This is a genomic window from Micromonospora humidisoli, from assembly GCF_016900955.1.
GTDB lineage: Bacteria > Actinomycetota > Actinomycetes > Mycobacteriales > Micromonosporaceae > Micromonospora > Micromonospora wenchangensis.
Window position 1 is genome coordinate 759,119 of record NZ_JAFEUO010000002.1, and the last position, 21,158, is coordinate 780,276.

The window sequence follows — 21,158 nt, forward strand, 5'->3', positions numbered from 1 at the left end:
GACCCGGCCGGCGTGGTCCCCGTGGTGTACTAGGGCACGTGGAACTTCTGCACTCGGGCAAGGTCCGGGACGTCTACGCGGACGGCGAGGACCTGATCCTGGTCGCCTCCGACCGGATCTCCGTCTACGACGTGGTGCTGCCCACCCCGGTCCCGGACAAGGGACGGCTGCTCACCGCCCTGTCGCTCTGGTGGTTCGAGCAGCTCGCCGATCTGGTGCCGCACCACGTCGTCTCGACCACCGACGTGCCGGCCGAGTTCGCCGGCCGGGCGATCCGCTGCCGCCGGCTGGACATGGTGCCCGTCGAGTGCGTCGCCCGGGGCTACCTGACCGGTGGCGGCCTCAAGGAGTACGAGCGCACCGGCGCGGTTTCCGGCGTGCCGCTGCCGCGTGGCCTGGTCGAGGCGTCGATCCTGCCGGAGCCGATCTTCACCCCGTCGACCAAGGCGCCGGCCGGGGAGCACGACGAGCCGATCACCTTCGCCGACGTGGTGGACAAGGTGGGTGCGGAGACCGCCGAGCGGCTGCGCCAGATCACCCTGGACGTCTACCGGCGGGGTGCGGAACTCGCCGCCGACCGGGGCATCCTGGTCGCCGACACCAAGATCGAACTGGGCTGGGCGGCGGACGGCACGCTGGTCCTCGGCGACGAGGTGCTCACCTCGGACTCCTCCCGCTACTGGCCGGCCGAGTCGTACCAGCCGGGCCGCACCCAGTTCTCCTACGACAAGCAGTACGTCCGGGACTGGGCGACCAGCAGCGGCTGGGACAAGCGGTCCCCCGCGCCCGAGGTCCCGGCCGACGTGGTCGAGGCGACCCGGGCCCGTTACGTCGACGTCTACGAACGGTTGACCGGCGAACGCTGGTCCTGACCTACCGCGTCCCGGCCGGCCCGTGGCGGGCCGGCCGGAACGCGCTCAGTTGCCGCCCAGCGCGGTCTTCGGTTCGGCCCGGTAGGAGCGGTCCTCGGCCTGCTTGCCGAGCACACCACCACCCGGCGTCTCCACACTGAACGCCTGCTCGTCGGTGACGATCCCCGGACCGTCACCGGGCCTCTCCCGGTCGTCCCGCTTCGCGGCGGTGGTCCGCCGGGGCGTCAGCTCCGGCGGCACCGGCTGCCCGCCGCGCGCCCGCCGGGGTGCCGGCTCGGCCGCCGGCCGGCCCCGCAACGCGCCAGGCACCTCCTCCAGCCGGGACACCCGCCCCCCGGACAGCGGCGCGGCCGGCGCGTCCAGCACCGGTGCGGTCGCCTCCGACCGCCCGTCACCCAGCCACCCGCCGCCCGGCGTCGCCGGTTGCGCCGCACCGGTCCGGTCCCGGCGCTTCGAGCGGGGCGACCCGGTCACCCCGGCACCCCGTGCCGAGCTGCCCAGCACCGGCGGGGCGGTCCCCGGCCGGGTCGGCGTCGAGGCGTCGCCGGCCTGCGTACCGGCGGAATCGCCGGACGTGCGCCGCGCGTCCGGCCGCCGGTTCTGCAACACCGGCGCGGTGGTCTCCCCGGCCGGCCGGCCGAACAGGTCCTCGTCGCCGGCACCCGCACGGACGGTGCCCCGCCGGGCCGGGTCCGCCTGCTGCCCGCTGCCCGGCCGGCCGGAGGCCGGGGAGTGCGGGGAACCGGCCGGGGTGCCCCGGGCACCGGTCGGCGGGGCCGCCGTCGACCTGGCACCGGGACCACGCAGCCCGTTCGGCGGCGCAGCCCGGCCGCCGGTCGGTGGCGGGGTGGCGTTCGCGCCGGGGGACCGCAGCGATGCCTGGGGCGGTTCGCTGACCGCCGGCGCTCCGGCGCCACCGCGCAGCACGCCGCTGCGCAGCCCGGCACGCTCACCGGCGAGCCCGTCGAGGCCCGGCGGCCGGGCGAGCCCGGCCCGGCCCGCGCCGGTGGCGTTGGCGGTCGCACCGCTCAACCCGGGTGCCCCGGTGGACAGGCCGGGTGGCGGTGCGACCAGCGGCGGCACCACCGGCGGCGGCGTCACGGCGGGACCCGCCCGCCCGTCGGTCCCGGGCGTCGGTGCCGGCGCGCCGGCCTCCGGTGGCGGCCGGAGGGTGTCCAGCACCTGTCGGGCCAACTGGTCCGGATCACCCGGACGGGGCACCGGCCGCACCGACGCCGGTGGCGGGGTCGTCCCCACCCCCGGCGGGCGGGCACCGGGCGGCCCCACCGGCGGCGGCGCGCCGACCGGCCCGCGCCACGGCGGGTGACCGACCGGGTTGAGCACCGCGTCCATCGGGAAGAACGGCGGACCGTGCCCGCCGCTGACCTTGCTCAACGTGTCGAAGTAGTCGTCGGCGGTGCGTCGGGCCAACTCCTGGGCCCGGCGGTTGTACTCCTCCTGCTTCTCCTGCACCGCCTCGGCCTCGGCCGCCTGGATGCCCTTCTCGCCGTCGTACAGGCCCAGGGTGAAGCCCTGCTTGAAGCCCTCCGAGAACTGCGTCCAGCCGTCGGAGTTCTTCGCGTCGTCGATGGCCTCCCGGTATTCCGTCCAGAGACGCTCCATCTCCGCCCGGGAGTCGCGGGCGATGCCGACCATCGCGCGCAGCGCGGTCACGTTGTGCTGGGCCGCGTCCATCCACTCGTCGAGGTACGCCAGCGTCTTGCCCGGCCCCGCCTTGAGGAACGCGTCCCGGGCCTGCGGTGACTTCCAGTGCTCGTCGTGCAGGGTCTGGCTGGCGGACAGCAGTTGCTGGTGGATGCTCTGCAGCAGGTTGTAGGCGTTCTGCCACTGGTCGGCCAGCGCCGAGATGTCCTCCGGGTGCTGCCCCAGCACCTGCTGGCGGACCGCCTCGATGGTGGCCCCGCCCTCACCACCCGGTGCGGGGGTGAACTTCAGGTCCGGGTTCTCCGGCGGCATGACGTACCGGGTGCCCTCGCCGCGCGGGCCACCGTGCGCGTACGTCGCCTGGGCACCCCAGTAGTCGGCCATGGTGTCCTCCCGGGCTCAGATGCCGTAGTCGTGCTGCTTGATCTCGTCCAGGGCCCGCTTGGCGGGGGATTCGGTCAGCTCGGCCGGGTCCACCCCCTCGGTGTCCTCGCCGATGTGCAGCTCCTGGGTGACGGTGCCCTTGCCGTCGGTCGTGGTGATCGTGTGCGTCCCGTCGGCGTGCTGCGCGTCGACCCGGGTGGCGGTCGGCTTGTCCCCGGCGTCGAGCTGCTCGCTGGTCACCGTACGACCGCCGTCGACGCCGTACGACGTGGTCTCCCGGCTGCCGCCGGTGCGCCGGCCCTCGGCGTCGGTGTTGGTGGTGGTGACCACCGTCGAGTTGCCGGTGACGACGGTGGTCGTCCGGCTGGTGCTGCTGTCGAGCACCTTGCCGGTGGCGTCGGTCGTGGTGGTGACCGTCTCGGTGCCCACGCCGCCGGGCAACGACCGCTGCACGATGGTGCGCACCACACCGCCGGGGCCGAGCGCGGTGAAGGTGATGCTGCCGTCCGGGGCGACCCGGGGCTGGCCCTGGTCGACGAACTGCTCGGGGGTCGGCGCGACGCCGGCCTGACCGCTCGACACCGTTTCGAGGTACTGGTCCCACCAGGTCTTTCCGGAGACGAACGGCGGCAGCCCGGCGGGACGCGGCGCGTCGGCCTCGCCGAAGGCGAACCGGACCGCGTCCAGCGAGGCCGCCGACCAGCCGTCGGTGTTGGCGTAGGCGTCCGCCACCGTCTGCGCGGCCATGCCGATGTTGGTCAGCGCCGCGCCCAGGTAGGTCAGGTACTGCTGGAACTCGGCGTAGTTGAGGGTGAGCTGGGTGCGGACGTAGACGCCCTCGGGCAGCGCGGCACCCTCCCAGGCGCGGTGCGGCAACTGGCCGAGCTGGCTCAACCGACCGCCGTGGCTCTGCAGATTTTCCTGGATGACGACCATGTTCTTGCCGTAGTCGACCAGCCCGTCCGGATCGACGTCGACGGGTTTCTGGTCGGCCAGCCAGTCGGTCCGGGTGTTCTGGTCGGTCTCGTGCTGGTACGGGTTGCTGCCGTCGTCCTGCGCCACCGAACCTCCCCTGGTGCGGCGGGCCCCCGCCCGGGTCTCACCGGAAATCGCCCCGAGCGTAACCGCTGCCGACCACCGGCGGGACCCGGTACCACCACTGTCGGCGCACCGACCAGCCACTTCGGACGTAGTGAGGTGGCCCGATTCGTTACGGGGCGCTACCGTCAGGGTCGGCCATGACGGCCACCACCATCAAGGGGACGCTTCCCTGACCGGGGGGCGCAAGCAGAGGAGCGGGTGAGTCCACCTTGACCGACACTCCTGGACTGGGTCAGGTTCACGCCACCCAGGAACAGCTGAACCAGATGGCGACGCGCTGCAACGACACCGGTGAGGGCCTCGCGCTGGGCATGGCACGGCTCATCGAACGGGTGCAGGCCCTGGGCGGCAGCGGTATGCGCGGCTCGGCCAACAACGCGCTTCAGGACGTCTCCATTCAGCTCAACGACGGCCTCAAGAAGATCATCTCGGCGCTCGACGAGCTGTCCGGCAAGATGACCAGCGCCGCCACCCAGTACGGCATGAACGACGAGGACGCCGCGACCGAGATCCGCCAGGCCGCCGCCGAGACCGGCGACGCCAGCGTGATGAGCATCCTGCGCGGCTGACGCCGCCGGTATCCGCCGCGGCACGTCGACCCGCCCGGGCGACCCGTGCCGCCGTGACCAGCGAAAGGTGACCTTCCAGTGAGCAGTCCCATCACCTACAACTTCGCCCAGATCTCCGACGTGGCCACCGCCATCGGCACCTACCAGGGCCAGATGGACGGCAGCCTCCAGGACCTCTACACCCAGTTCACCCAGCTCTTCGCGCAGGACTGGCAGGGGCCGGCGGGGCAGGCGTGCGACGAGGCCCGGCAGAAGTGGAACCAGGGTGCCACCGAGATCAAGGAGGCGCTGACCCGGGTCGGCGTGAAGCTCGGCGCGTCGGCCGAGCGGATGCAGCAGGTCGACCAGCAGATCGCCGCCGGCATGTGACCGTCCGGTCCGCCGCCCTCCCGGCCGGGAGGGCGGCGGACCGGCGGGGCGGCCGGTGCCGGGCCGCCCCGGCTAGGCTGCCCGGCGGAGGGACCTCGGGGGAGGGACGATGGAGGAACGACCGAACTTCGGCGCGTTGACCGCCATGATCGGTGACCTCAAGAAGGCCTGGTCCGGAATGGACGACGTCCAGCGCCGGATGCTCCGGGTGACCGGCACGGCCTGGTCGGACGACCGCACCGTCAAGGCGGTCGTCGGCCCCCGGGGGCACCTGCTGGAGCTGGACATCGACCCCCGGGTGTTCCGTAACCCCAACTCCAGGGCGCTGGCCGCCACCATCGTGGCGACCGTCCGGCTCGCTGTCGAGGACGCCGCCGAGCAGTCCAAGGAGATCCTCGACGACAGCATCGCCCCCGACCTGCGCCGGCTGGCCCCCGGCGGCGCGCAGCTGGAGAAGCTGCTGCACAGCCACGACGCCGACGTGCGCCTGAAGGGGGACGACGATGAGTAGCTTCGTCGAGATCAAGACGAGCGTGGCCGACATCCTCGGCATCGCCAACCGGCTGCGGTTCGCCGGGCAGTCGATGTCCACCACGATGGGTGACAGGTTCCGGGCGATCACTACCCTGGAAGGCACGCCCGGGACGCTGCCGCGCGACGAGTTCACCAACGAGTTCCTCAAGACGTACCACAAGTCGGTCGAGGTTTCCGGCGGCGGCGGGCAGCAGATGAACGAGGCGATCAAGACCACCGTGCCCAAGCTCGGCGAGGCGATGGACAAGCTCGGTGCGTACGTGGCCGACGCGATGTGGAGCTACACCGGCACCGACGACGACAACGCCACCGACATCGACCGGGCCGGTGGCCGGCACTGACCCGAGGCGGCCGGCCGGGCAATCCGACGGTGCCGCGGAGGACCCCGCGTGAGCGAGAGTGACCACGCCCTCGCCGAGATCCTGGAGTGGTTCTCCGACCTCGAAGCCGCCATCCCGGGCGTCCGTTCCACCGTCGGTGAGATCCTCATCGGCAAGATCCCCGAGTCGGACATCGACGCGGTCTACGAGCTCTCCGACGCCTGGGGCGCCGCGACGCAGGAACTCGCCGCCTTCTACACCGAGGCGGTACACGCGGCCGACGGCATCCTGACCAACTGGAGCGGCGACGGGGCCGCCGGGGCGTTCACCCGGGAATGGCTCGCCTACCTGGAGTCGCTCGCCGGCACGGTCGACACCCTCGCCTCCATGGAGGAGGCGGTGCAGAGCTTCGGGCTCCAGATCGAGCTGATGAAGTTCATGGCCCTGCTCGGCCTGATCATGCTGGCCGTCTCGCTGTTCCTGCTGGTCGCCGCCGCCATCCCGTCCCTCGGCCTGTCCACCGCCGGCATTCCGGGGGCGTTCGCCGCCTGCCGCGCCGCGATCGGGGCCGCCGCCACCAACGCGGTACGGGCCATCGGCAGCATCTCCGTCCGCGCCGCGCTCGCCGAGGTGACCGCGCTGCTGACCCGTACGCTGCCGACCCTGGTGCGGACCCAGTTGCCGAACCTGGTCCGTACCCAGGTCCCCCGGCTGGTCACCACCCAGCTGCCGCGCTTCGCGCGGACCCAGGTCCCCACCTTCGTCCGGCAGACCCTGCCGACGGTGATCCGGCAGGGCGCGGGCACCCTCGCCCGCAACACCCTGCCGCGCAACGTCATCGCCCGGTCGGTCGCCGACCGGATGGCCGGTCAGTGGCTGCGCGGCGTCACCAACCGGGAACTGCTGCGCCAACTCGGCCGGGAGGCCGGGCTGGAGTCCCGACGGCTGGCCGGGCGCAGCCTGCTCGCCGCCCGCAACCAGCTCGCCCGGGAGATCGAGGAACAGCTGCTGCGCAAGTTCGGTGCCCGGGTCGGCACCGACCTCGCCACCCGCGGCGGCGTACGACTGGCCGGCACCGAGGCGTTCGAGCAGCTCAGCCGGGCCACCCTGAGCCAGTACGCGACCCGCGAGATCGCCACCACCACCTTCGGCCGGGAGCTGACCAAGTACCTGGGCCAGCGGGTGGCGTTCGGGGCGGCGTTCATGGGCGGGGGCAACCTGCTGGGCCAGATGTACCAGATCGCCGGTGGCGAACGGGCCAGCCTCGACCTCGGTCAGCTCGGCGTCTCCACCGTCCAGGGTGGGCTGTTCGGGGCGTCGATGTTCGGCGGCATCCCCGGCCACGTCATCGGTGGCGGGGTCACCGGTGCGCTGGTGACCGGCGCGACCGACGCCGCCCAGGGGAAGTTCGACCTGCAGAACATGCTGCACGGGGGTGCCGAGGGGGCCAAGGCCGGCGTCGTCTTCGGCGCGCAGAACAAACTGGACACCGTCCGGGTCGGCGGGACGAACCTGCGGATCGGGCGGGACGTGCTGGTGCTCCCCGAGGGGATGGCCGCCGTCGACCGGGCCGCCGGCCTGCGGGTCACCTACAGCGAGCGGGGCGCGGTCTGGACCCACGTCGACGGCGACGGCCAGCGGATCGACGGTGGGGCGATCGCTGCCGACGGCACCGTGCTCGCCCGCGACGGCGTCCGGTCGCCCGACCCGACGGTGGTCGACGGCGACGGCCCCACCCCGGGCGGCCCGGGTGGCCCGCACCCGCCGCGACCCGAGCTGCCCTCGGCCGACCTGCCGCAACGCACCGACCTGGTCGGCGGCACCGGAGGCGGGGACGGCAGCGGCCCGCGCCAGCCCGCCCACCCCGCACCGGTACGCACCCCGGAGGCCGGGACCCGCCTCGCCGACCCGGCCCGCCCGTCTCTCGACCCGGCCCGTCCACCTGCCGATCCGGTGCGGCCCGGGGGCGAGCGGACGCCGGGGGAGTGGTCCCGCCCGGGTGGCGACCGGGTGGCGGGGGAGTCGACCCCGCCGACCGGCGGACGGGCGGCCGGTGACCCGGTGACCCGGCCGACACCGGCCGACACCGCGCCGCCGCGTGGACCCGTCGACGGTGCTCCCACCCGCCCCGAAGCACCGGTGACCACTGCCCGGGACCACCCGGCGGCCACCGGTGCCGACCGGACCGGGCCGGCCACCGACCCGACCGGGGTGACCCGGGCCGAACCCCACCCGGACCACCCCCACCCGGACCACCCCCACCCGGACCACCACCGCCCGGACCACCCCCGACCGGGGGACCACCCGGCCGACGACCGGCCCCCACCGGACCGGCCCCCCGAGGATCGGGGGGCGGGGGACCGGGGGCCCGAGGAGCAGGACGCGCAGACCGGGGCCGCGATCCGTCCCCGGGACGAACTCCGGGCGATGGAGTGGGCGGACCGGGCCTACGACCGGTTCCGGGCAGATCCGGGGGACATCGCGGACATCGCGGCGAACCTCGCCACCGTCGCCCGGCCCGGCGGCACGACAGGGTTCACCCACGCCGAGATCGCCCGGGTGAAACAGCACCTCATGGTCGACGAGCACGTGCTGCGGGACTACCCGGACGGCTGGGTCCGCCGACGTTTCGACGCGGACGAGGACATCGCCGAGGCGTGGATCAGGTTGCGGGAGGGCCGCCCGCTCGAACCCGACCTGATCCTGCTGGAGCACGAGCTGGCCGAGTCGGGCTACCTGCTGTTGCACCCGGACGCCACCTACCCGGATGCCCACGCGTACGCCCAGAGCCTGTTCAATTGGGAGCGGGTCGCGCCCGGCCGGACCGGAGAGGACCTGGACAACTCGTGGCCGAGGAGAACCGGTGATGGCGATTCTGGTGGACTTCGAACTGGTCCGGGAGGACAGTCGGGAGGTCGAGTACAGCTTCGGCCACCCGGAGAAGGACCGTCGGCTGGTCATCCAGAAGGAGTCCCGGGAGGGGCAGGTGCTGGACGGGCCGGCGGATATGCAGTACCGGAAGGCGTACGGCAAGATCCTGCGGATGCAGGCCGAGGCGGCGAGCTGGCCGCCGGGGGGCAGCTACGCGGCGTAGCGCAGGGACACGTCCCGGTCGAGCTGGTGCCGACCGGGTCGCACCCGATCGGGCCCTCGGTGCCGTTGCCCGAGGCGGTGCGGTCGACGTTCGACGGGCACGTCGGGGAGTTGCTGGCCGGCCGGGACGCCGGGCCGGTGGACCAGCCGCACCGGGCCAGCTGGGACGAGTCGTCCCGGCTGCTCACCGTCGAGTACCCGGACGGGCTGCGGGTCGGGGTGGTGCTCCAGGTCAACTCGGCGCTGCCACCCGGACAGCCGGTGGTGCTGCGGCCGGGAATGGCGGTCGAGCACGGGCGGTGGGTCCAGCGGGAGCCGGCCGGGGTGGTGCTGCCGGAGCACCTGCCGGCCGACCCGGCCACTCGGGCCGCCTTCGTCGACAGGCAGCTCGGCGACGCCTGGCGCACCCTGCACCGCGAGATCCACCAGGTGTTCGACCGCCCGGTCGAGCCCGGCCGGTCCGGGGTGCCGGCGGACGGCGTACCGGAAGGGGGTCGGGCCGGGGCGACGACGCCGGACGGGCCGACGCGACCCGGACCGGTGCGGACGATGCCGGAGCCGTCGCTTGCGCCGTTGGAGGCACCGGTCCGGCCGGACCCGCCGGTGCTGGACGCCGACGCGGTCAGCTTCCGGGACGCCACCGCCCCGACGCCGGCACCACCCCGGCCCCTCAGCCCGGACACGGTGCGCGGCCTGCTCGCCGGCGACCCGACGACCCCCGGGCAGCTGCGCGACTGGGCCCGGGAACACCTGGCGGTGCGCCAGGAGGACGGCTCCTACCTGCCGCGCAGCCAGGCGGAGATCGACGCCGTGGTGGCCCGGCTGCGCGCGGAGACGACGGCGCTGGTCGCCCAGCGAAGCCCGGCCGACCCGACCGCCACGCCGCCGGCCGTCCCACCCCGGACGGGCGACGAGTTGCCGATCAGCCAGGAACTCGCGCCGAGCGGCAACTTCCCGGCGCACCGCACCAGGACCGGCGCGGAACTGCCCGAGCAGGTGCACGAGCTGGTGGGCAGGGCGAAGGAGAACCTGCTCGGCCGGTACCCGCAGGCGGCGGTGGCCCGCCGGATCGCCGACCTCGACGCGGTGGCCGGGCAGGCCGACCGGTTGCAGGCGGCCGCCGACCGGGCCCGCGCCGGCGGCCCGCTCGGTGACGTCGTCCGGGAGGTACGCGCGCTGAGCCGGGCGGTCGACGGGTACGCCGACCGGTACCGCGACTGGCGGGACTTCTCCCGGGGCGGGGAACACGCCGACCCGGGCTGGCGGGACCTGGACGGGGTGGACCCGCTCAACGCCGTCGAGATGGCCCATCGGGTGGTCAGCGTGGACCCGGTCACCCACCGGTTCCACGTCATCGACCAGGCGATCGCGGTGGCGAAGATCGGCGACGTGCTCGGGCCGGCCTTCGAGCGGCACGCCGCCGACACCTTCGACCGGCTGATCCCCAAGGACCCGGAGAGCGTCGCGGCGCTGCTCCCACCGGAGCTGCGCCACCCGGAGCTGGACGCGTGGATCCGCGGACCGGCGCGCGGCGGCTTCGACACCCGGACCGAGATCCTCTATGTCGACCCCCGCGACGGCGCCACCTTCCGACCGATCAGCGCGGTCGCCGCGACCGTCGTGCACGAGAGCATGCACCGGCTCCAGCCCGGCCCCGACGTGGTGGGCGACGTCCTGGCCCAGGGAGTCGCCGAAGGACGCTACGGCGACGACATCTCGGCGCAGGTGCTGGTGCCGTTCCGGTTCGAAGGCGAGTTCCAGGCGTTCGCCGTCCAGCAGCACTTCCTGCGGGGGCTGGCCGGTTTCCGCGCCACCGACCACGCAGGGGACCCGCGCCTACCCCGCAGTGACGCCTACCAGGAGATGGCCGACTGGACCCCGCAGCAGATGCGGGACTATGTCCTCGACCGGTACGTGCTGGATCCGGCCGAGCGGGCCGTCCTGCCCCGGGAACTGCTCGACCGGGCGGTCGACCAACCTGTCGCGCAGATCGTGGAACGGGCCCGCCTGGCCATCGCCGAGGCGAACCACCCGATCCCCGGCGAGCGTCGTGGCGGCGCCTTCCACGGCCCGCTGAGCCGGGAGATCGCCGACCGGTACGGCATCGACCTCGACGCGATCGGACAGGAGCAGTCGGGACGGTCGCTGCCCGCGCTCCGCGACCGTCCGGCCGCCCCGGACGGGTCGGCCCCACCCCGCTCCGACCCCGGTGTGCCACCGCTCGCCGAGTGGGGGCCGGCACGCGACGGTGGCCCGGCGGACCGGCCGGCGGGGCATCGCCCGGGAGTGTTGGGTCGGGCCCTGCACCGGATCACCGGCCTCCTCGGCGGGGCCGATCCGACCCCGCTCCCGCCGGAGCGGGGAGCGGCACCCCGGTGGGGCACCGGCGAAGCGGGGACGCCGCGACCGGGTGGACCGGGCGAGGGGACCGTCGGATCGTGGTCGCCTCCGGGGCGGGCCGCGGACCACCGGACGTGGGCACCGGAACCGGGGCCGGGCTGGCCCGCTGCGGAGCCGGTCCGTCCGGCGGGCCAGCCGGGTGCGGGGCGCGGGGCGGCCGACGCGGTGGCCCCGGATGGACGGACCCTGCTCGGGCTGACCGAGCGCCGGTGCGTCGTCGACGAGCTGCGGGCGGCGACCGACCCGATCGACCGGGCCCGGCTCCGGGAGGACCTCCACCGGCTCGACGCCGACCTGGCCCGACGCGGGTACCCCGTGCACGAGCTGGAGCAGGTGCCGCAGGCGGACGGGGAGACACCTGCCGACGGGCGGGAGCCCGCCCGCAACGACGAGATGTGGTCCGACCCGCCGTGGCGGCGGGAGGACCGTCGTCCGTCGCTCGACGAGCTGATCCCCGCCAGCCGGGAGGAGGCCGACGCCTGGGGTGACGCCGTCCGCCGGGAGTTCGCCGACCAGCTCGACGGACGCGAGTTCGCCGGGCTGCGCGTCCGGGTGGAACTAGACGATCCGTACAGCGTCAGTGTGCACCGCGACGAGGTCGTCGTCCGGGCCGCCGTGCACGATCCGGACGGCGTGCCCGTCGGTCGGGTGGTGCGGTCCTTCCACCGTGACCACGACGGCAGCCTGTTCGTCGAACACGTCTCGCTGAAGCTCAGCGAACGGGTCCAGGGCCAGGGCTTCGCCCGGGAGTGGAACGGCCATCTCACCGACTGGTACCGGTACTCAGGCGTCGAACGGGTCGAGGTGCACGCCGCCTCCACCGTCGGCGGGTACGCGTGGGCGCGCGACGGATTCGACTGGGCGCCGAACACCGGGCACCGGGCCGAGGGCGTGCTCGACCGGCTCCGAGATGAGCTGCGTGCGGTGGACGTCGACATCGCGCTGGCCCGGCGGGCGGCCGACGGCGACGACCCCGTCGACGTCGACCGGCTCCGGGAACGCTACGGCACCAGCGAACCGGAGCAGGTGCTCACCGAGGCGTACCGGCAGCGGGAGGCGGGACGGGAGATCCTGGACCGGGCCCGCAGCCACCCCTTCGGCACCGGCCGGTACCCGACGCCGTTCGAGATCAGCCAGGCCGGCTGGGGGGAGCACCACCGGGGGCGGGACGCCTCCTGGATCGGCAAGCGGGCCCTGCTCGGCGCCGACTGGAAGGGCGTCAAGTCGATCAGTGACACCGGTCCGCTGCACCCCCGGTCGGCGTACACCGCCGGGCTGCCCCGGGTGCCCGACCCGTCGGCGATCCACGGGCTGCTCCGTGGGGACGGCCCTGCGCCGGTCACCGCCGCCCGGGTGCCCGACGCGCAGTTCCACGGGTACGGCCGGGAGGTGGCTGCGCCGGAACTGGTACGTCGACTCGGCGACGAGGCGTTGCGCCTGCTGATCGACCGGTTGCCGGCGGACGGCACGCTGCGCGGCGTACGGCTGGACCTGACCGCCGTGCCGGCGGACGCCCTGCCCGACGGCGCGGTGGCCCGGTCGGTGCCGGTCGACGCGGACGGCCGGGACCTGCCGCACGGCACCGTGCCACCGGAGGGGGGCGGTTGGCGGATCGAGCTGTCCGACCGGGCTGCCGACGTCAACGTGGCGCGGGCCGTCGCCCACGAGGCGGCCGAGCTGGCGGCGATCAGGCAGCGGGCCGCCGGTGGGCTGGACCCGTTCGCGCCGGACGCTCTCACCCCGGGTGTGCTGGCCGACGGCATCGGTCCCAGCCCGCACGACCTGGGCCGGCTGGCCGAGGTGGAGGTGCTGGCCGACCTGCTGCGCGACCCGGCGCAGGCGACGTACGCCCGCGTCGAACTGCGGGCCCTGCGCGACCATCTCGGCCTGCGTCCGGACGATCCGGGGTCGGCGGCCCGGCTGCGGCTGCTCGACGGGCGGCTCAGCGACGCCGGCCGGGACGCGCTGCTGGGCCGGGCGGGCCCACCGGACGAGCGTGCCGGTCCCTCCGGCGGCGGCCCGCCGGGGCGTGCCCGCGACGGCGATGTGCTGCCGCCGGAGGTCCACCCGTCGAAGCCCACGGGAGACCTGGCTCCGGCGACCTATCCGGCCCGGGTCAGTCGGGTGCCGTTCGAGTTCGCGCGGTTCCTGCACGATCCCCGCTGGTCCACGGAGGCGACCCGGTTCGAGCAGCGGTTGGGGGCGCACTATTTCCGCGACCCGCAGGTGCAGGACACGGTACGGACGGCGCTGACCCGGATGCGTGACATCCTGGTGGCACTGACCGGGCCGGCGCACCCGGGGGAGACCCGCGCCGAGGTGGTCGCCCGGGTGGAGAGCGCCTTCTTCCGGGACGACGCCCCCGACAGCGCCGGTCAGGTGGGCACCTCGGTGAGCTTCGATCGGCTGCTCGCCGAGGGTAACCTCCGGGAGACGATGACCGCCTTCTACAACGCGGCCTACTGCAACTGGAAGAGCCCGTACACCCTTTCCCACGTGCTGCTGTCGGTGCTCGACGGGGGCCGGTGGGAGCAGGCCCGGGACGCGGGCGTCGACGTGGCGGCGGTCCGTCGGATGGGGGACCTGCTCGACGGTACGGTGAACCGGTTGCTGCCGGACCCGCTGCGGGACAGGCTGAAGTTCGGCCGGGACTTCTTCGCCACCGGCAACGTGGCGCGGAACTCGGAGCACGGCATCCGGGACCTGGCCGAGATGACGGCGAGTCAGTCCCCCCGCCGGCCCCGCTCGGATGACGAACAGTTGGCACTGGCCAACACCCCCGACCACTATGCCCGGCTGGGGACTCCGCTCGGTCGGCTCGAACGGGCCTACGTCGACCAGGTGAACAGGGAGAGGTCCGGCGCTCCGCTCGGTGACGACAGCCTGCTGCCGTGGCGTGAGGGGGTGACCGCGCACGACACCGACCATGGGCCGTGGGCCCGCTGGGTGGGTCGGGACGGCTTCCCGGTCATCGACGGGGTCTCCGGCACCACCGCCCGGATGCTCACCGCCGCCCGGTTCGTGGGGCTCGACGGCCGGCAGACCGAGCGGTTCCTGAGCGGCCTGATGGGCTGGATGCTGCCGGCCCGGGACCATTCGCTCTTCGAGATCCTGCGCGGAGCGGAGATCGCCGGTGTCAAGCGGGTGGAGCTGCGCCCGCCCGACACCCGCCTGACGGCGGTGGACCTCTACCGCAGCCTGCCCGACGTCGACCTGCCCACGCTGCGGGCCGAGGTGACGGTGGACGGGCTCTTCCCCCACGAGGCCCGTTACCTGGATCATGCCGTCGACCCGCAGGGTTTCTCGGAGACCCAGCACAAGGTCCCGGCGATCGCGGACCGGCTGTGGCCCCAACTGGAGAGCGGTCAGGTGCGGGACGCCGACCTCGCCGGTTGGCTGCGGCGCAACGGCATCGACCCGGCCGACACCGCAGCCGTGCGCAGTCTGGGTCAGCGGCTGTCGAAGCCCCACGTCATGGCGCTGGCCGTCTACACCCGACACAGCCACTACCTGATCAACAACGTGATCCGTACCCACCTGTTCACCGCAGGGGTGGCGGAGCGGCCGACGAGGGAGGTGTTCGACCGGAAGGTCGACGAACTCGTCCGGAACTACCTGGGCGCTGTCGCTGCCGGCACCAAGGCGTTGCCGTTGCCGTTGCTGCTCCGTGCGGTGGTGCACGAGGGGGCGGGTCACCTCACCGTACGCTCGCCGCTCAGTGACCCGGCCGCGCGGTGGGTGCAGGCGCAACGGCGCATGACGGCGGCCAGGCAGCAGGCGCGGGCCCAGCCGGGCGCCCAGAGCACCGTCGAGCGGGTCCGGGCCGCCCAGGCGCTCGACAGGGCCTGGGACGACCTCACCGGCCGGCTCCGCTCGGTGTCACCCCGGTTGTTCAACGAGGTGCGGTGGCACGCTGACATGGTGCACGACGCGATGATGCAGTTGCCCGCCGTCGGTAGTCCGGACCGGCCGGTGGTCGCCTATCGGGGTGACTGGATCACCCCGGTGTACTCCCCGATCTACGGCAACTCGTGGCTGCCGACCGGTAGGGCGCGGGAGTTCCTCAGCGTCAGTCGTCGCCTCGACGTGGCGGTACGGTTCATGGCCGAGAACCCTGCCTCGGGCGGGAGGATCCTGGTGGTCTACCGGCTCACCGGGCAGCAGGCCCGCGACATATCGGTGTTCTCGTCCTTCGCCGTCGATGAGGAGGCGGTCTTCCCCCCACGCTCGCGGATGCGTCGCACGTCCGATCCTGACCTTGAGGAACAGGTACGGGCCCGGTTGCCTGCCGAGTTCCAGGACAACTGCACGATAATCATCATGGAAGAGATCTGACAGTGATCGACAGTCCTGTATGGGATGAGGCGGACGACCTCTTCGCCGCCGTACACCGCATGCTGTTGCGGTTGGCGGGGCGGTTCCCTGACGAAGTGGTGACCCAGCTGCGTAAGCTCCTCGGCGACGGGGATCTGCGGCACCTTCCGGACGCGGTGTCGGTGGCGACGGTGCAGTACGCCGTACCGATCTCCGCTGCGGACCGGGAACTGCTGGGCCGTATCCTGCGCACGCTGGATGTGCCGGGGGGTGAACCCCAGTTGTACGCCGAGGTGCCGGTCTCCGAGCAGACGCCGTCGGCGGACGCCTTCCGTTTCCTGCCGGCGCGGACAGCGGTTGTCGAGCGCGCCGGGAACCGGCTGCCGAACCCGTTGGACCTGACCGGTGGTGACCCGGAGGACCTCACCCGGTTGCCGGCCCGGCTCGGTCACCTCGCCGATCTGGCCTACGAGCTGACCGACTGGCCCGACACCCGGTTCGTGGTGAGTGTTTCCCGTCATCCCGGTGTCCGGGGTATCTGGCGGGCGTGGCGGTCGGCGGTCGACGGCTCACCGGTGGAACGGCGGGTCTGCCTCGCCGAGTTGAGCCCTGGGATGCGGGCCTGGGACATCACCTACGATGCCCAGCGCGCCCTCGCCGAGGAGGACGAGGAGACGCCGCAGGTGGAGACGTTCTGGGCAGGTGAACCACTGCCGCCGTACCAGCGGGCGGCGCTGGCGGGCGCGGCCCTGCTGTGGACGCCTGGACCGTCCGGCCCGGTCGCGGGATGACACCGGCAGCCGCAGCGGGCCCGTTCCGACGCCCGACCGGGACGGCCGGGTGCGTCGCTGTGGCAGGATGACGTGCGCCGACGGCCGTGACGGGGAGGTTGCTGGTGGACACGGAGCGGACGACCGAGGCGCTCCAGCGGTACGTGCTGGCGCCGGGCGAATCCACCGAGCGGGTGTGGGTCGGTCCGGAGTCGGTGACCGTGCGGACCGCCCGCTTCCGCTACCTGGCCCGCCCGGCGCGGTGGGCGGTCGCCGACGAGGAGTGGGTGGCCGACGCGGTCCGGGTGGTGGCCGCGCGACAGCCGATCTTCGTCACCCATGCCCTGCTCCTCACCGCGTCGGGCGGGACGCTGCATCTCAACCGGCCCGAGGTGATGGGTGAACTGGGTCGCCGGGTGGGCGCCGGGCTGGACCCGCTGGCCTACGCGGAGCTGCTCGGTGAGCTGTACTCGGCGTGGGAGATCGACGGCCCGGTGGTATGCCCGTTCTCGGTGACCGAGGGCACCCGCGCCGGTTGGCTGGTCCGTGACCCCGACCACTTCACCCGGGTGCTGGCGGTGCCGGACGCTCCGGCGGTGACGCCCCCGACGTTCGCGCCGGACCCGGACGGGGGCTGGACTCTGCGGTTCTTCTCGCACAACCATTACCTGTTGGAGATCCGCTCCGCGGTCGATGTGTACCGGTGGACGGTGACGGGCGGGCCGGACCGGGCGGCGACCTGGGCCCGGGAGACCGTCGCCGAGCGGGTGGAGCGTCCGCTGCCGTGACGGGTGGTGCCGCGTGCGACGTACCGGCCAGGAGAGACCAAGCACGGTCGCTGGTCCGGGCGAGCGGTTCGCCCACCGGCGGCCGGTGTCCGGAGGTGACCCGATGGCGATGAACGTCGATCCGGAACGGCAACGCCGGCTGCGGGAGCTGGCCGACCTGCACGCCCGGTGGCAGGCCACACACCGGGTGGACGACGTCGACTTCACCCCCGAGGGTGCCGACTCGGCGCAGCGCCGGTCGCCGTCGGCACAGGCGCAGCGCGAGTACATGCGCCAGGCCCGGGAGATCATGGGTCTCGACCCGGACACCGGCCACTACCGGGACGCGGAATGAGCCTGCTGCCCGCCGTCCGGAGCCGGGACGAGGCCGACCTCTACCTGGAGCTGCATCCGTGTGGCCGGTGCGGGTCGATGGAGGCCGCCTGGACCGGGACGGCGACGGCGCAGGGGAGCCGACCGGCCTACCGGTACTCCGGCCGCTGCGCCGAGTGCCAGGAGCAGCGCGAGTTCGTCTTCGCCCTGCCCGACGGACGGACGACGCCCGCCGATGCCGGGCCGCACCCCACCACCCGGTTCGGCGGTCCGCAGCCGTCCGCCCTGCTCGACCCCGGTGAGTGGCTGCTCGTCGCCGACTGGTGCGGCCAGGCGGCGGAGGTGGCCGAACGGGAGGGTGACGACGCCGAGGCGGCGGACCTGCGCTGGACGGCCGTGGCCGCCCTGGAGGAGGTCCACAAGTTCCTGCCCGACGGCGGCGATGCGGTGCCCGAGGCGGCGTTCTGGTCGACCCGGGGACGGACTGTCTACCACCGGGAACCGGGACGGTTCCGCCGCCGCCGCATCGAGGTCGTGCGGGACTTCCACCTGGACCACATGCCGTGGAGCCCGTCGTGATCCCGTTGGCCGCGCGGTCCCTCCACGAGGCCCACCTCTACATGGACCTGCAACCGTGCGGCTGCGGGCAGGGGCGGTTCCCGCGCGCCTCCACCGTGCTCACCCTGCCCGACGGTGACCTGGCCCGCCGCTACACCGGCGCGTGCCAGGGATGCGGCACGGCCCGCGAGTTCCTGTTCCGGCTGCCCGCCGGGCCCGTCGAGGTCGAGGAGAGCTTCCGGTACGGCGGCCCGGAGCCGTCCCGGCTGATCGACGCCGGGGAGTGGCTGTGGGTGGCCGGGCACCACGCCCGGGGGGTGCCGGCCGGGGCGCACACCCTGCCGGAGGCGGACCGGCAGCGGTGCCGGTCCCGGCTGACCGCCGCCGTCGCCGCGCTCGACGAGGTGGTGAAGTTCGTGCCGCCCGGCGGTGCCCGGGTGCCGTTCACCGCGGTCTGGACGGCGCTGGGCCGCACGGTCTACCAGCGGGAGCCGGGCCGGTTCCGGGCCGGCCGGCTGGTCGCGGTGCGGTCGGCGTACGTCGGGGCGCTGCGCCGGCTGGGCTGAACCGTCGGGGGTGGCCGCGGTCAGTCGGCGGTGCCGCCCGACCGCTGCCCGGGGGCGGGGGCCCGGCCGGCCGGTGGGCTGGCCGACAGGTTCGCCTCGCACGTCGGGGAGATGCTGCTCTGGTCCTGCACGAGCCGGTCGCCGAACAGGATCGTGCAGTGCAACGTCGGTGGCCCGCCGGCGTACGCCAACCGTTCGTCGACCCCCGGGCGGACCTGCGGCGTCGCCGACACCCACACCCGTTCGACGTCCGGATAACGCAGCGTCACCGCGTGGGACCAGGCCCAGGTCAGGCTGGTGGCGGACTGTGTCTCCACCCTGCTGTGTCCCCAGGTGACCGCCATTCCGAACAGCCCACCCCCGCCGCCGACCACCTCGACGGTGAGCGTGACCACGTGGTCCACCGGGGCCGGTGCCGGGGCGGGCGGCGGGCCGGCGGAACAACCGGCCACAGTGGCGGCCAGGGCGGCGACCGCGACGACACGTCGCATGGAACCTCCTGCGGAACGTCGGCGGACGGCGACCGGCCCGTAGCCTAGCGTGCGCCCGTTGCGGGTCCCGCCCGCCGCCGGGACATCGCTAGGCTCAGGTCGACACCGGGCAGGGAGGGAGACCCGTCGTGGACGAGTCGTGGCAGCCGGCCAACGACACCGAACGGGCGTTGCTGCGCGCGGCCCGCGACGACGACCGCACCGGGTTCTTCCGCATCCTCACCCGGGCCGAGCTGTTCCTGCCGCAGGTGCGCGACGACGACCCGGCCGACGGCGGCCAGCGGTTCGTCACGATGGACCTTTTCGGAGCGCCGTTCCTGCCCGTGTTCACCTCGCTGGAGGCGATGGCGCCGCAGGTCGCCGGGGTCGCCGACGCGTACACCGTGACCGGGTACGACGAGCTGTGCGAGCGGTGGCCGGTGGCCGGCTGGCGGCTGGCGGTCAACCCGGGCACCCCGCTGGACGCGTACCTGCCGGTGGAGGCGGTCCGGGCGGCGGCGGCCGGCGAGCTGACCGTGCCCGCCGGGGCGGAACTGCTCACCGAGCTGGCCGAGGCGGCGGCCGACGACGAGATCGCCGCCGCAACCGCCGACGGGCCGGACGACCCGGCTGCCGCGATCGCCCCACCGGCCCCCGCCCCGCGCCCGGCGCCCGAGCCGGACACCGCCGCGCTGTTGCTCGACGCGGCCGAGCATGGTGACTCCGTCGGCTACCTGGACGCGCTGCTCGACGCGCTGGTGGTGCTCCCCACCGCCGCCCCGGTGCCCGACCCGGCCCGGCTGGTCGACCCGGATTTTCCGTGGCGGGCGGTCGGCGCGGGGGAGTCGCCGGTGATCGAGGTGTTCACCGTCCCGGAACGTTTCGCGCGGGCCTACCCGGACGGCACGCCGAGCCTGCGGGCCACGATGACCGCCCTGCTCACCGTCTGGCCGCCGGGGCACGCCCTGGCCGTCGACCCGGACTCCCCGGCCGGTGTCACCGTCCCCGCCGACCAGGTCCCGTTCCTGCTGCTCTGGCCCACCCCCGACGAGACCGTCCCCGGCCCGGACGGGGGGGACCGGTGAGCGGGGGCGGGCCGATCCCCGCAGCCCGGTACGCCTTCGGGGTGGCCCACCCGGTCGCGCCGATGCTGCGGGTCCGCTACCGGCAGGGCGTGCCGGTCGACCCGTACGGCTTTCCCGACTGGACGCCGTACGCGCGGGCGGTGGTCGAGCTGCCGCCGCTGCCGCCCGGCATCGGGGTGGACGAGGCCCGGGTGCTGGACGTGCTCACCGCCAACCTGGCGGTGCCCGACCCGGCCGATCCGCAGGCGTCGGGACGTACCCCGGCGGGGTGGGTCTGGGCGCACCTGCCGCGCAGCCGGCGGCTCGCGCTGGTGCCGGCGGAACTGCACGCGGCGCTGCGGCACCTGGGCGGGGTGAGCACCGGCGACGCCGACCACCGCCGACGCGGCCTGCCGGTGGACTCCGTCACCCCGCCGCCGCTGCGGTTCGCGCAACGGCTCACCCCGCAGGCGGTGACCCGCGTCGAGCAGCGGCTCGGCTTCGCCCTCCCGGCCGGCTACCGGGACTTCCTGGCCCGCACCAACGGCGGCTGGCCGGACTGGCCGGCCGTGCACCCCCGGTTCGGGTTCGTGGTCGACCAGCCGCTGTTCGGGGTGGCACGGGCCGACTGGATGCAGGACCTGTGCCACGCCAACGCCTGGTTCACCGACCGGTTCACCGCCGACTGGCTGGCCGTCGGGCACGTGCAGGGCGGCCTGCTCGCCGTGCGGGTCGCCGGCGGCGACGAGGGGTCGGTCTGGTACTGGGACGACGACGATCCCCGGGCCCGCGACGACGACACCGCCGCCGACGTGGGCGACCGGCTGCTGCACCGCTGCGCCGACAGCTTCGGCGTCTTCTGGCACGACCTGCGGGCGGTGCCCGGGTCGCTGCGTGACCTGGCCGTCGGCGCGGTGACCGGCGGCCTGGTCGGTCGGGTCGACGACGGGCGGACCGGGTCGGCGCTGCCGCCCGCCCGCCGCCGGCCCGCAGCGTGAGACGGGGACGG

Annotated in this window: 16 protein-coding genes; 13 read left to right on the forward strand and 3 right to left on the reverse strand. The window is 74.2% G+C overall.

The window, feature by feature from the left end:
• Window positions 1–38 precede the first annotated feature (38 nt).
• Window positions 39–872, forward strand: coding sequence for a phosphoribosylaminoimidazolesuccinocarboxamide synthase (locus JQN84_RS08920; RefSeq protein ID WP_204957868.1), 834 nt, complete (start codon window positions 39–41; stop codon window positions 870–872).
• Window positions 873–917: 45 nt separating this feature from the next.
• On the opposite strand, the gene JQN84_RS08925 is transcribed toward JQN84_RS08920, so the two are convergent.
• Entirely contained in the window at window positions 918–2,921 is a 2,004-nt protein-coding gene (locus tag JQN84_RS08925) for a hypothetical protein (RefSeq protein WP_204957869.1), read from the reverse strand.
• A gap of 15 nt (window positions 2,922–2,936) precedes the next feature.
• Window positions 2,937–3,983 carry a WXG100 family type VII secretion target gene (locus JQN84_RS08930; RefSeq protein ID WP_204957870.1) on the reverse strand — a complete coding sequence of 349 codons (1,047 nt, stop codon included), beginning with the start codon at window positions 3,981–3,983 and terminating at the stop codon, window positions 2,937–2,939.
• 248 nt (window positions 3,984–4,231) lie between these two features.
• Between JQN84_RS08930 and JQN84_RS08935 the strand changes: the two genes are divergently transcribed.
• The 10 genes from JQN84_RS08935 to JQN84_RS08980 all read left to right on the forward strand — a co-directional run bounded on the left by JQN84_RS08935 (window position 4,232) and on the right by JQN84_RS08980 (window position 18,615).
• Window positions 4,232–4,591 (forward strand): WXG100 family type VII secretion target, encoded by a 360-nt coding sequence (locus JQN84_RS08935; RefSeq protein ID WP_239484979.1) that lies wholly within the window; start codon window positions 4,232–4,234, stop codon window positions 4,589–4,591.
• 78 nt (window positions 4,592–4,669) lie between these two features.
• Window positions 4,670–4,960 (forward strand): WXG100 family type VII secretion target, encoded by a 291-nt coding sequence (locus JQN84_RS08940; RefSeq protein WP_088644222.1) that lies wholly within the window; start codon window positions 4,670–4,672, stop codon window positions 4,958–4,960.
• A 109-nt stretch (window positions 4,961–5,069) separates the two neighbouring features.
• A complete protein-coding gene (locus JQN84_RS08945) occupies window positions 5,070–5,471 on the forward strand; it encodes a YbaB/EbfC family nucleoid-associated protein (RefSeq protein ID WP_204957871.1) in 402 nt (133 codons plus the stop codon).
• A complete protein-coding gene (locus tag JQN84_RS08950) occupies window positions 5,464–5,835 on the forward strand; it encodes a hypothetical protein (RefSeq protein ID WP_204957872.1) in 372 nt (123 codons plus the stop codon). The genes JQN84_RS08945 and JQN84_RS08950 overlap by 8 nt, the downstream gene beginning before the upstream one ends.
• 48 nt (window positions 5,836–5,883) lie before the next feature.
• Window positions 5,884–15,642, forward strand: a complete 9,759-nt coding sequence (locus JQN84_RS08955) for a WXG100-like domain-containing protein (RefSeq protein WP_204957873.1) — start codon at window positions 5,884–5,886, stop codon at window positions 15,640–15,642.
• Window positions 15,643–15,740: 98 nt separating this feature from the next.
• A complete protein-coding gene (locus tag JQN84_RS08960; RefSeq protein ID WP_204957874.1) occupies window positions 15,741–16,412 on the forward strand; it encodes a hypothetical protein in 672 nt (223 codons plus the stop codon).
• A 104-nt stretch (window positions 16,413–16,516) separates the two neighbouring features.
• The gene (locus JQN84_RS08965) at window positions 16,517–17,179 is read left to right on the forward strand and encodes a hypothetical protein (protein ID WP_204957875.1); all 663 of its coding nucleotides are present in this window, start codon (window positions 16,517–16,519) and stop codon (window positions 17,177–17,179) included.
• Between the two features lie 103 nt (window positions 17,180–17,282).
• Window positions 17,283–17,513, forward strand: a complete 231-nt coding sequence (locus JQN84_RS08970; RefSeq protein WP_204957876.1) for a hypothetical protein — start codon at window positions 17,283–17,285, stop codon at window positions 17,511–17,513.
• On the forward strand, window positions 17,510–18,070 hold the full coding sequence (locus JQN84_RS08975; protein ID WP_204957877.1) for a hypothetical protein: 561 nt from the start codon (window positions 17,510–17,512) through the stop codon (window positions 18,068–18,070). Before JQN84_RS08970 ends, JQN84_RS08975 begins: the two co-directional genes overlap by 4 nt.
• The gene (locus JQN84_RS08980; RefSeq protein ID WP_281894330.1) at window positions 18,067–18,615 is read left to right on the forward strand and encodes a hypothetical protein; all 549 of its coding nucleotides are present in this window, start codon (window positions 18,067–18,069) and stop codon (window positions 18,613–18,615) included. The genes JQN84_RS08975 and JQN84_RS08980 overlap by 4 nt, the downstream gene beginning before the upstream one ends.
• A 20-nt stretch (window positions 18,616–18,635) precedes the next feature.
• On the opposite strand, the gene JQN84_RS08985 is transcribed toward JQN84_RS08980, so the two are convergent.
• Window positions 18,636–19,106 (reverse strand): hypothetical protein, encoded by a 471-nt coding sequence (locus tag JQN84_RS08985; RefSeq protein WP_204957878.1) that lies wholly within the window; start codon window positions 19,104–19,106, stop codon window positions 18,636–18,638.
• A 128-nt stretch (window positions 19,107–19,234) separates the two neighbouring features.
• On the opposite strand from JQN84_RS08985, the gene JQN84_RS08990 reads away from it, so the two are divergent.
• Together JQN84_RS08990 and JQN84_RS08995 are read left to right on the forward strand one after the other, a co-directional pair.
• A complete protein-coding gene (locus tag JQN84_RS08990; protein WP_204957879.1) occupies window positions 19,235–20,170 on the forward strand; it encodes an SseB family protein in 936 nt (311 codons plus the stop codon).
• Complete coding sequence (locus JQN84_RS08995) at window positions 20,167–21,147, forward strand: SMI1/KNR4 family protein (RefSeq protein WP_307821104.1); 981 nt, start codon at window positions 20,167–20,169, stop codon at window positions 21,145–21,147. Before JQN84_RS08990 ends, JQN84_RS08995 begins: the two co-directional genes overlap by 4 nt.
• Window positions 21,148–21,158: the final 11 nt, after the last annotated feature.

Excerpts from the sequence above, each read along its gene's own strand:
- JQN84_RS08945 (WP_204957871.1), top strand. The coding sequence starts at position 5,070 with ATGGAGGAACGACCGAACTTCGGCGCGTTGACCGCCATGATCGGTGAC.
- JQN84_RS08985 (WP_204957878.1), bottom strand. The coding sequence starts at position 19,106 with ATGCGACGTGTCGTCGCGGTCGCCGCCCTGGCCGCCACTGTGGCCGGT.
- JQN84_RS08970 (WP_204957876.1), top strand. The coding sequence starts at position 17,283 with ATGGCGATGAACGTCGATCCGGAACGGCAACGCCGGCTGCGGGAGCTG.
- JQN84_RS08950 (WP_204957872.1), top strand. The coding sequence starts at position 5,464 with ATGAGTAGCTTCGTCGAGATCAAGACGAGCGTGGCCGACATCCTCGGC.
- JQN84_RS08975 (WP_204957877.1), top strand. The coding sequence starts at position 17,510 with ATGAGCCTGCTGCCCGCCGTCCGGAGCCGGGACGAGGCCGACCTCTAC.
- JQN84_RS08925 (WP_204957869.1), bottom strand. The coding sequence starts at position 2,921 with ATGGCCGACTACTGGGGTGCCCAGGCGACGTACGCGCACGGTGGCCCG.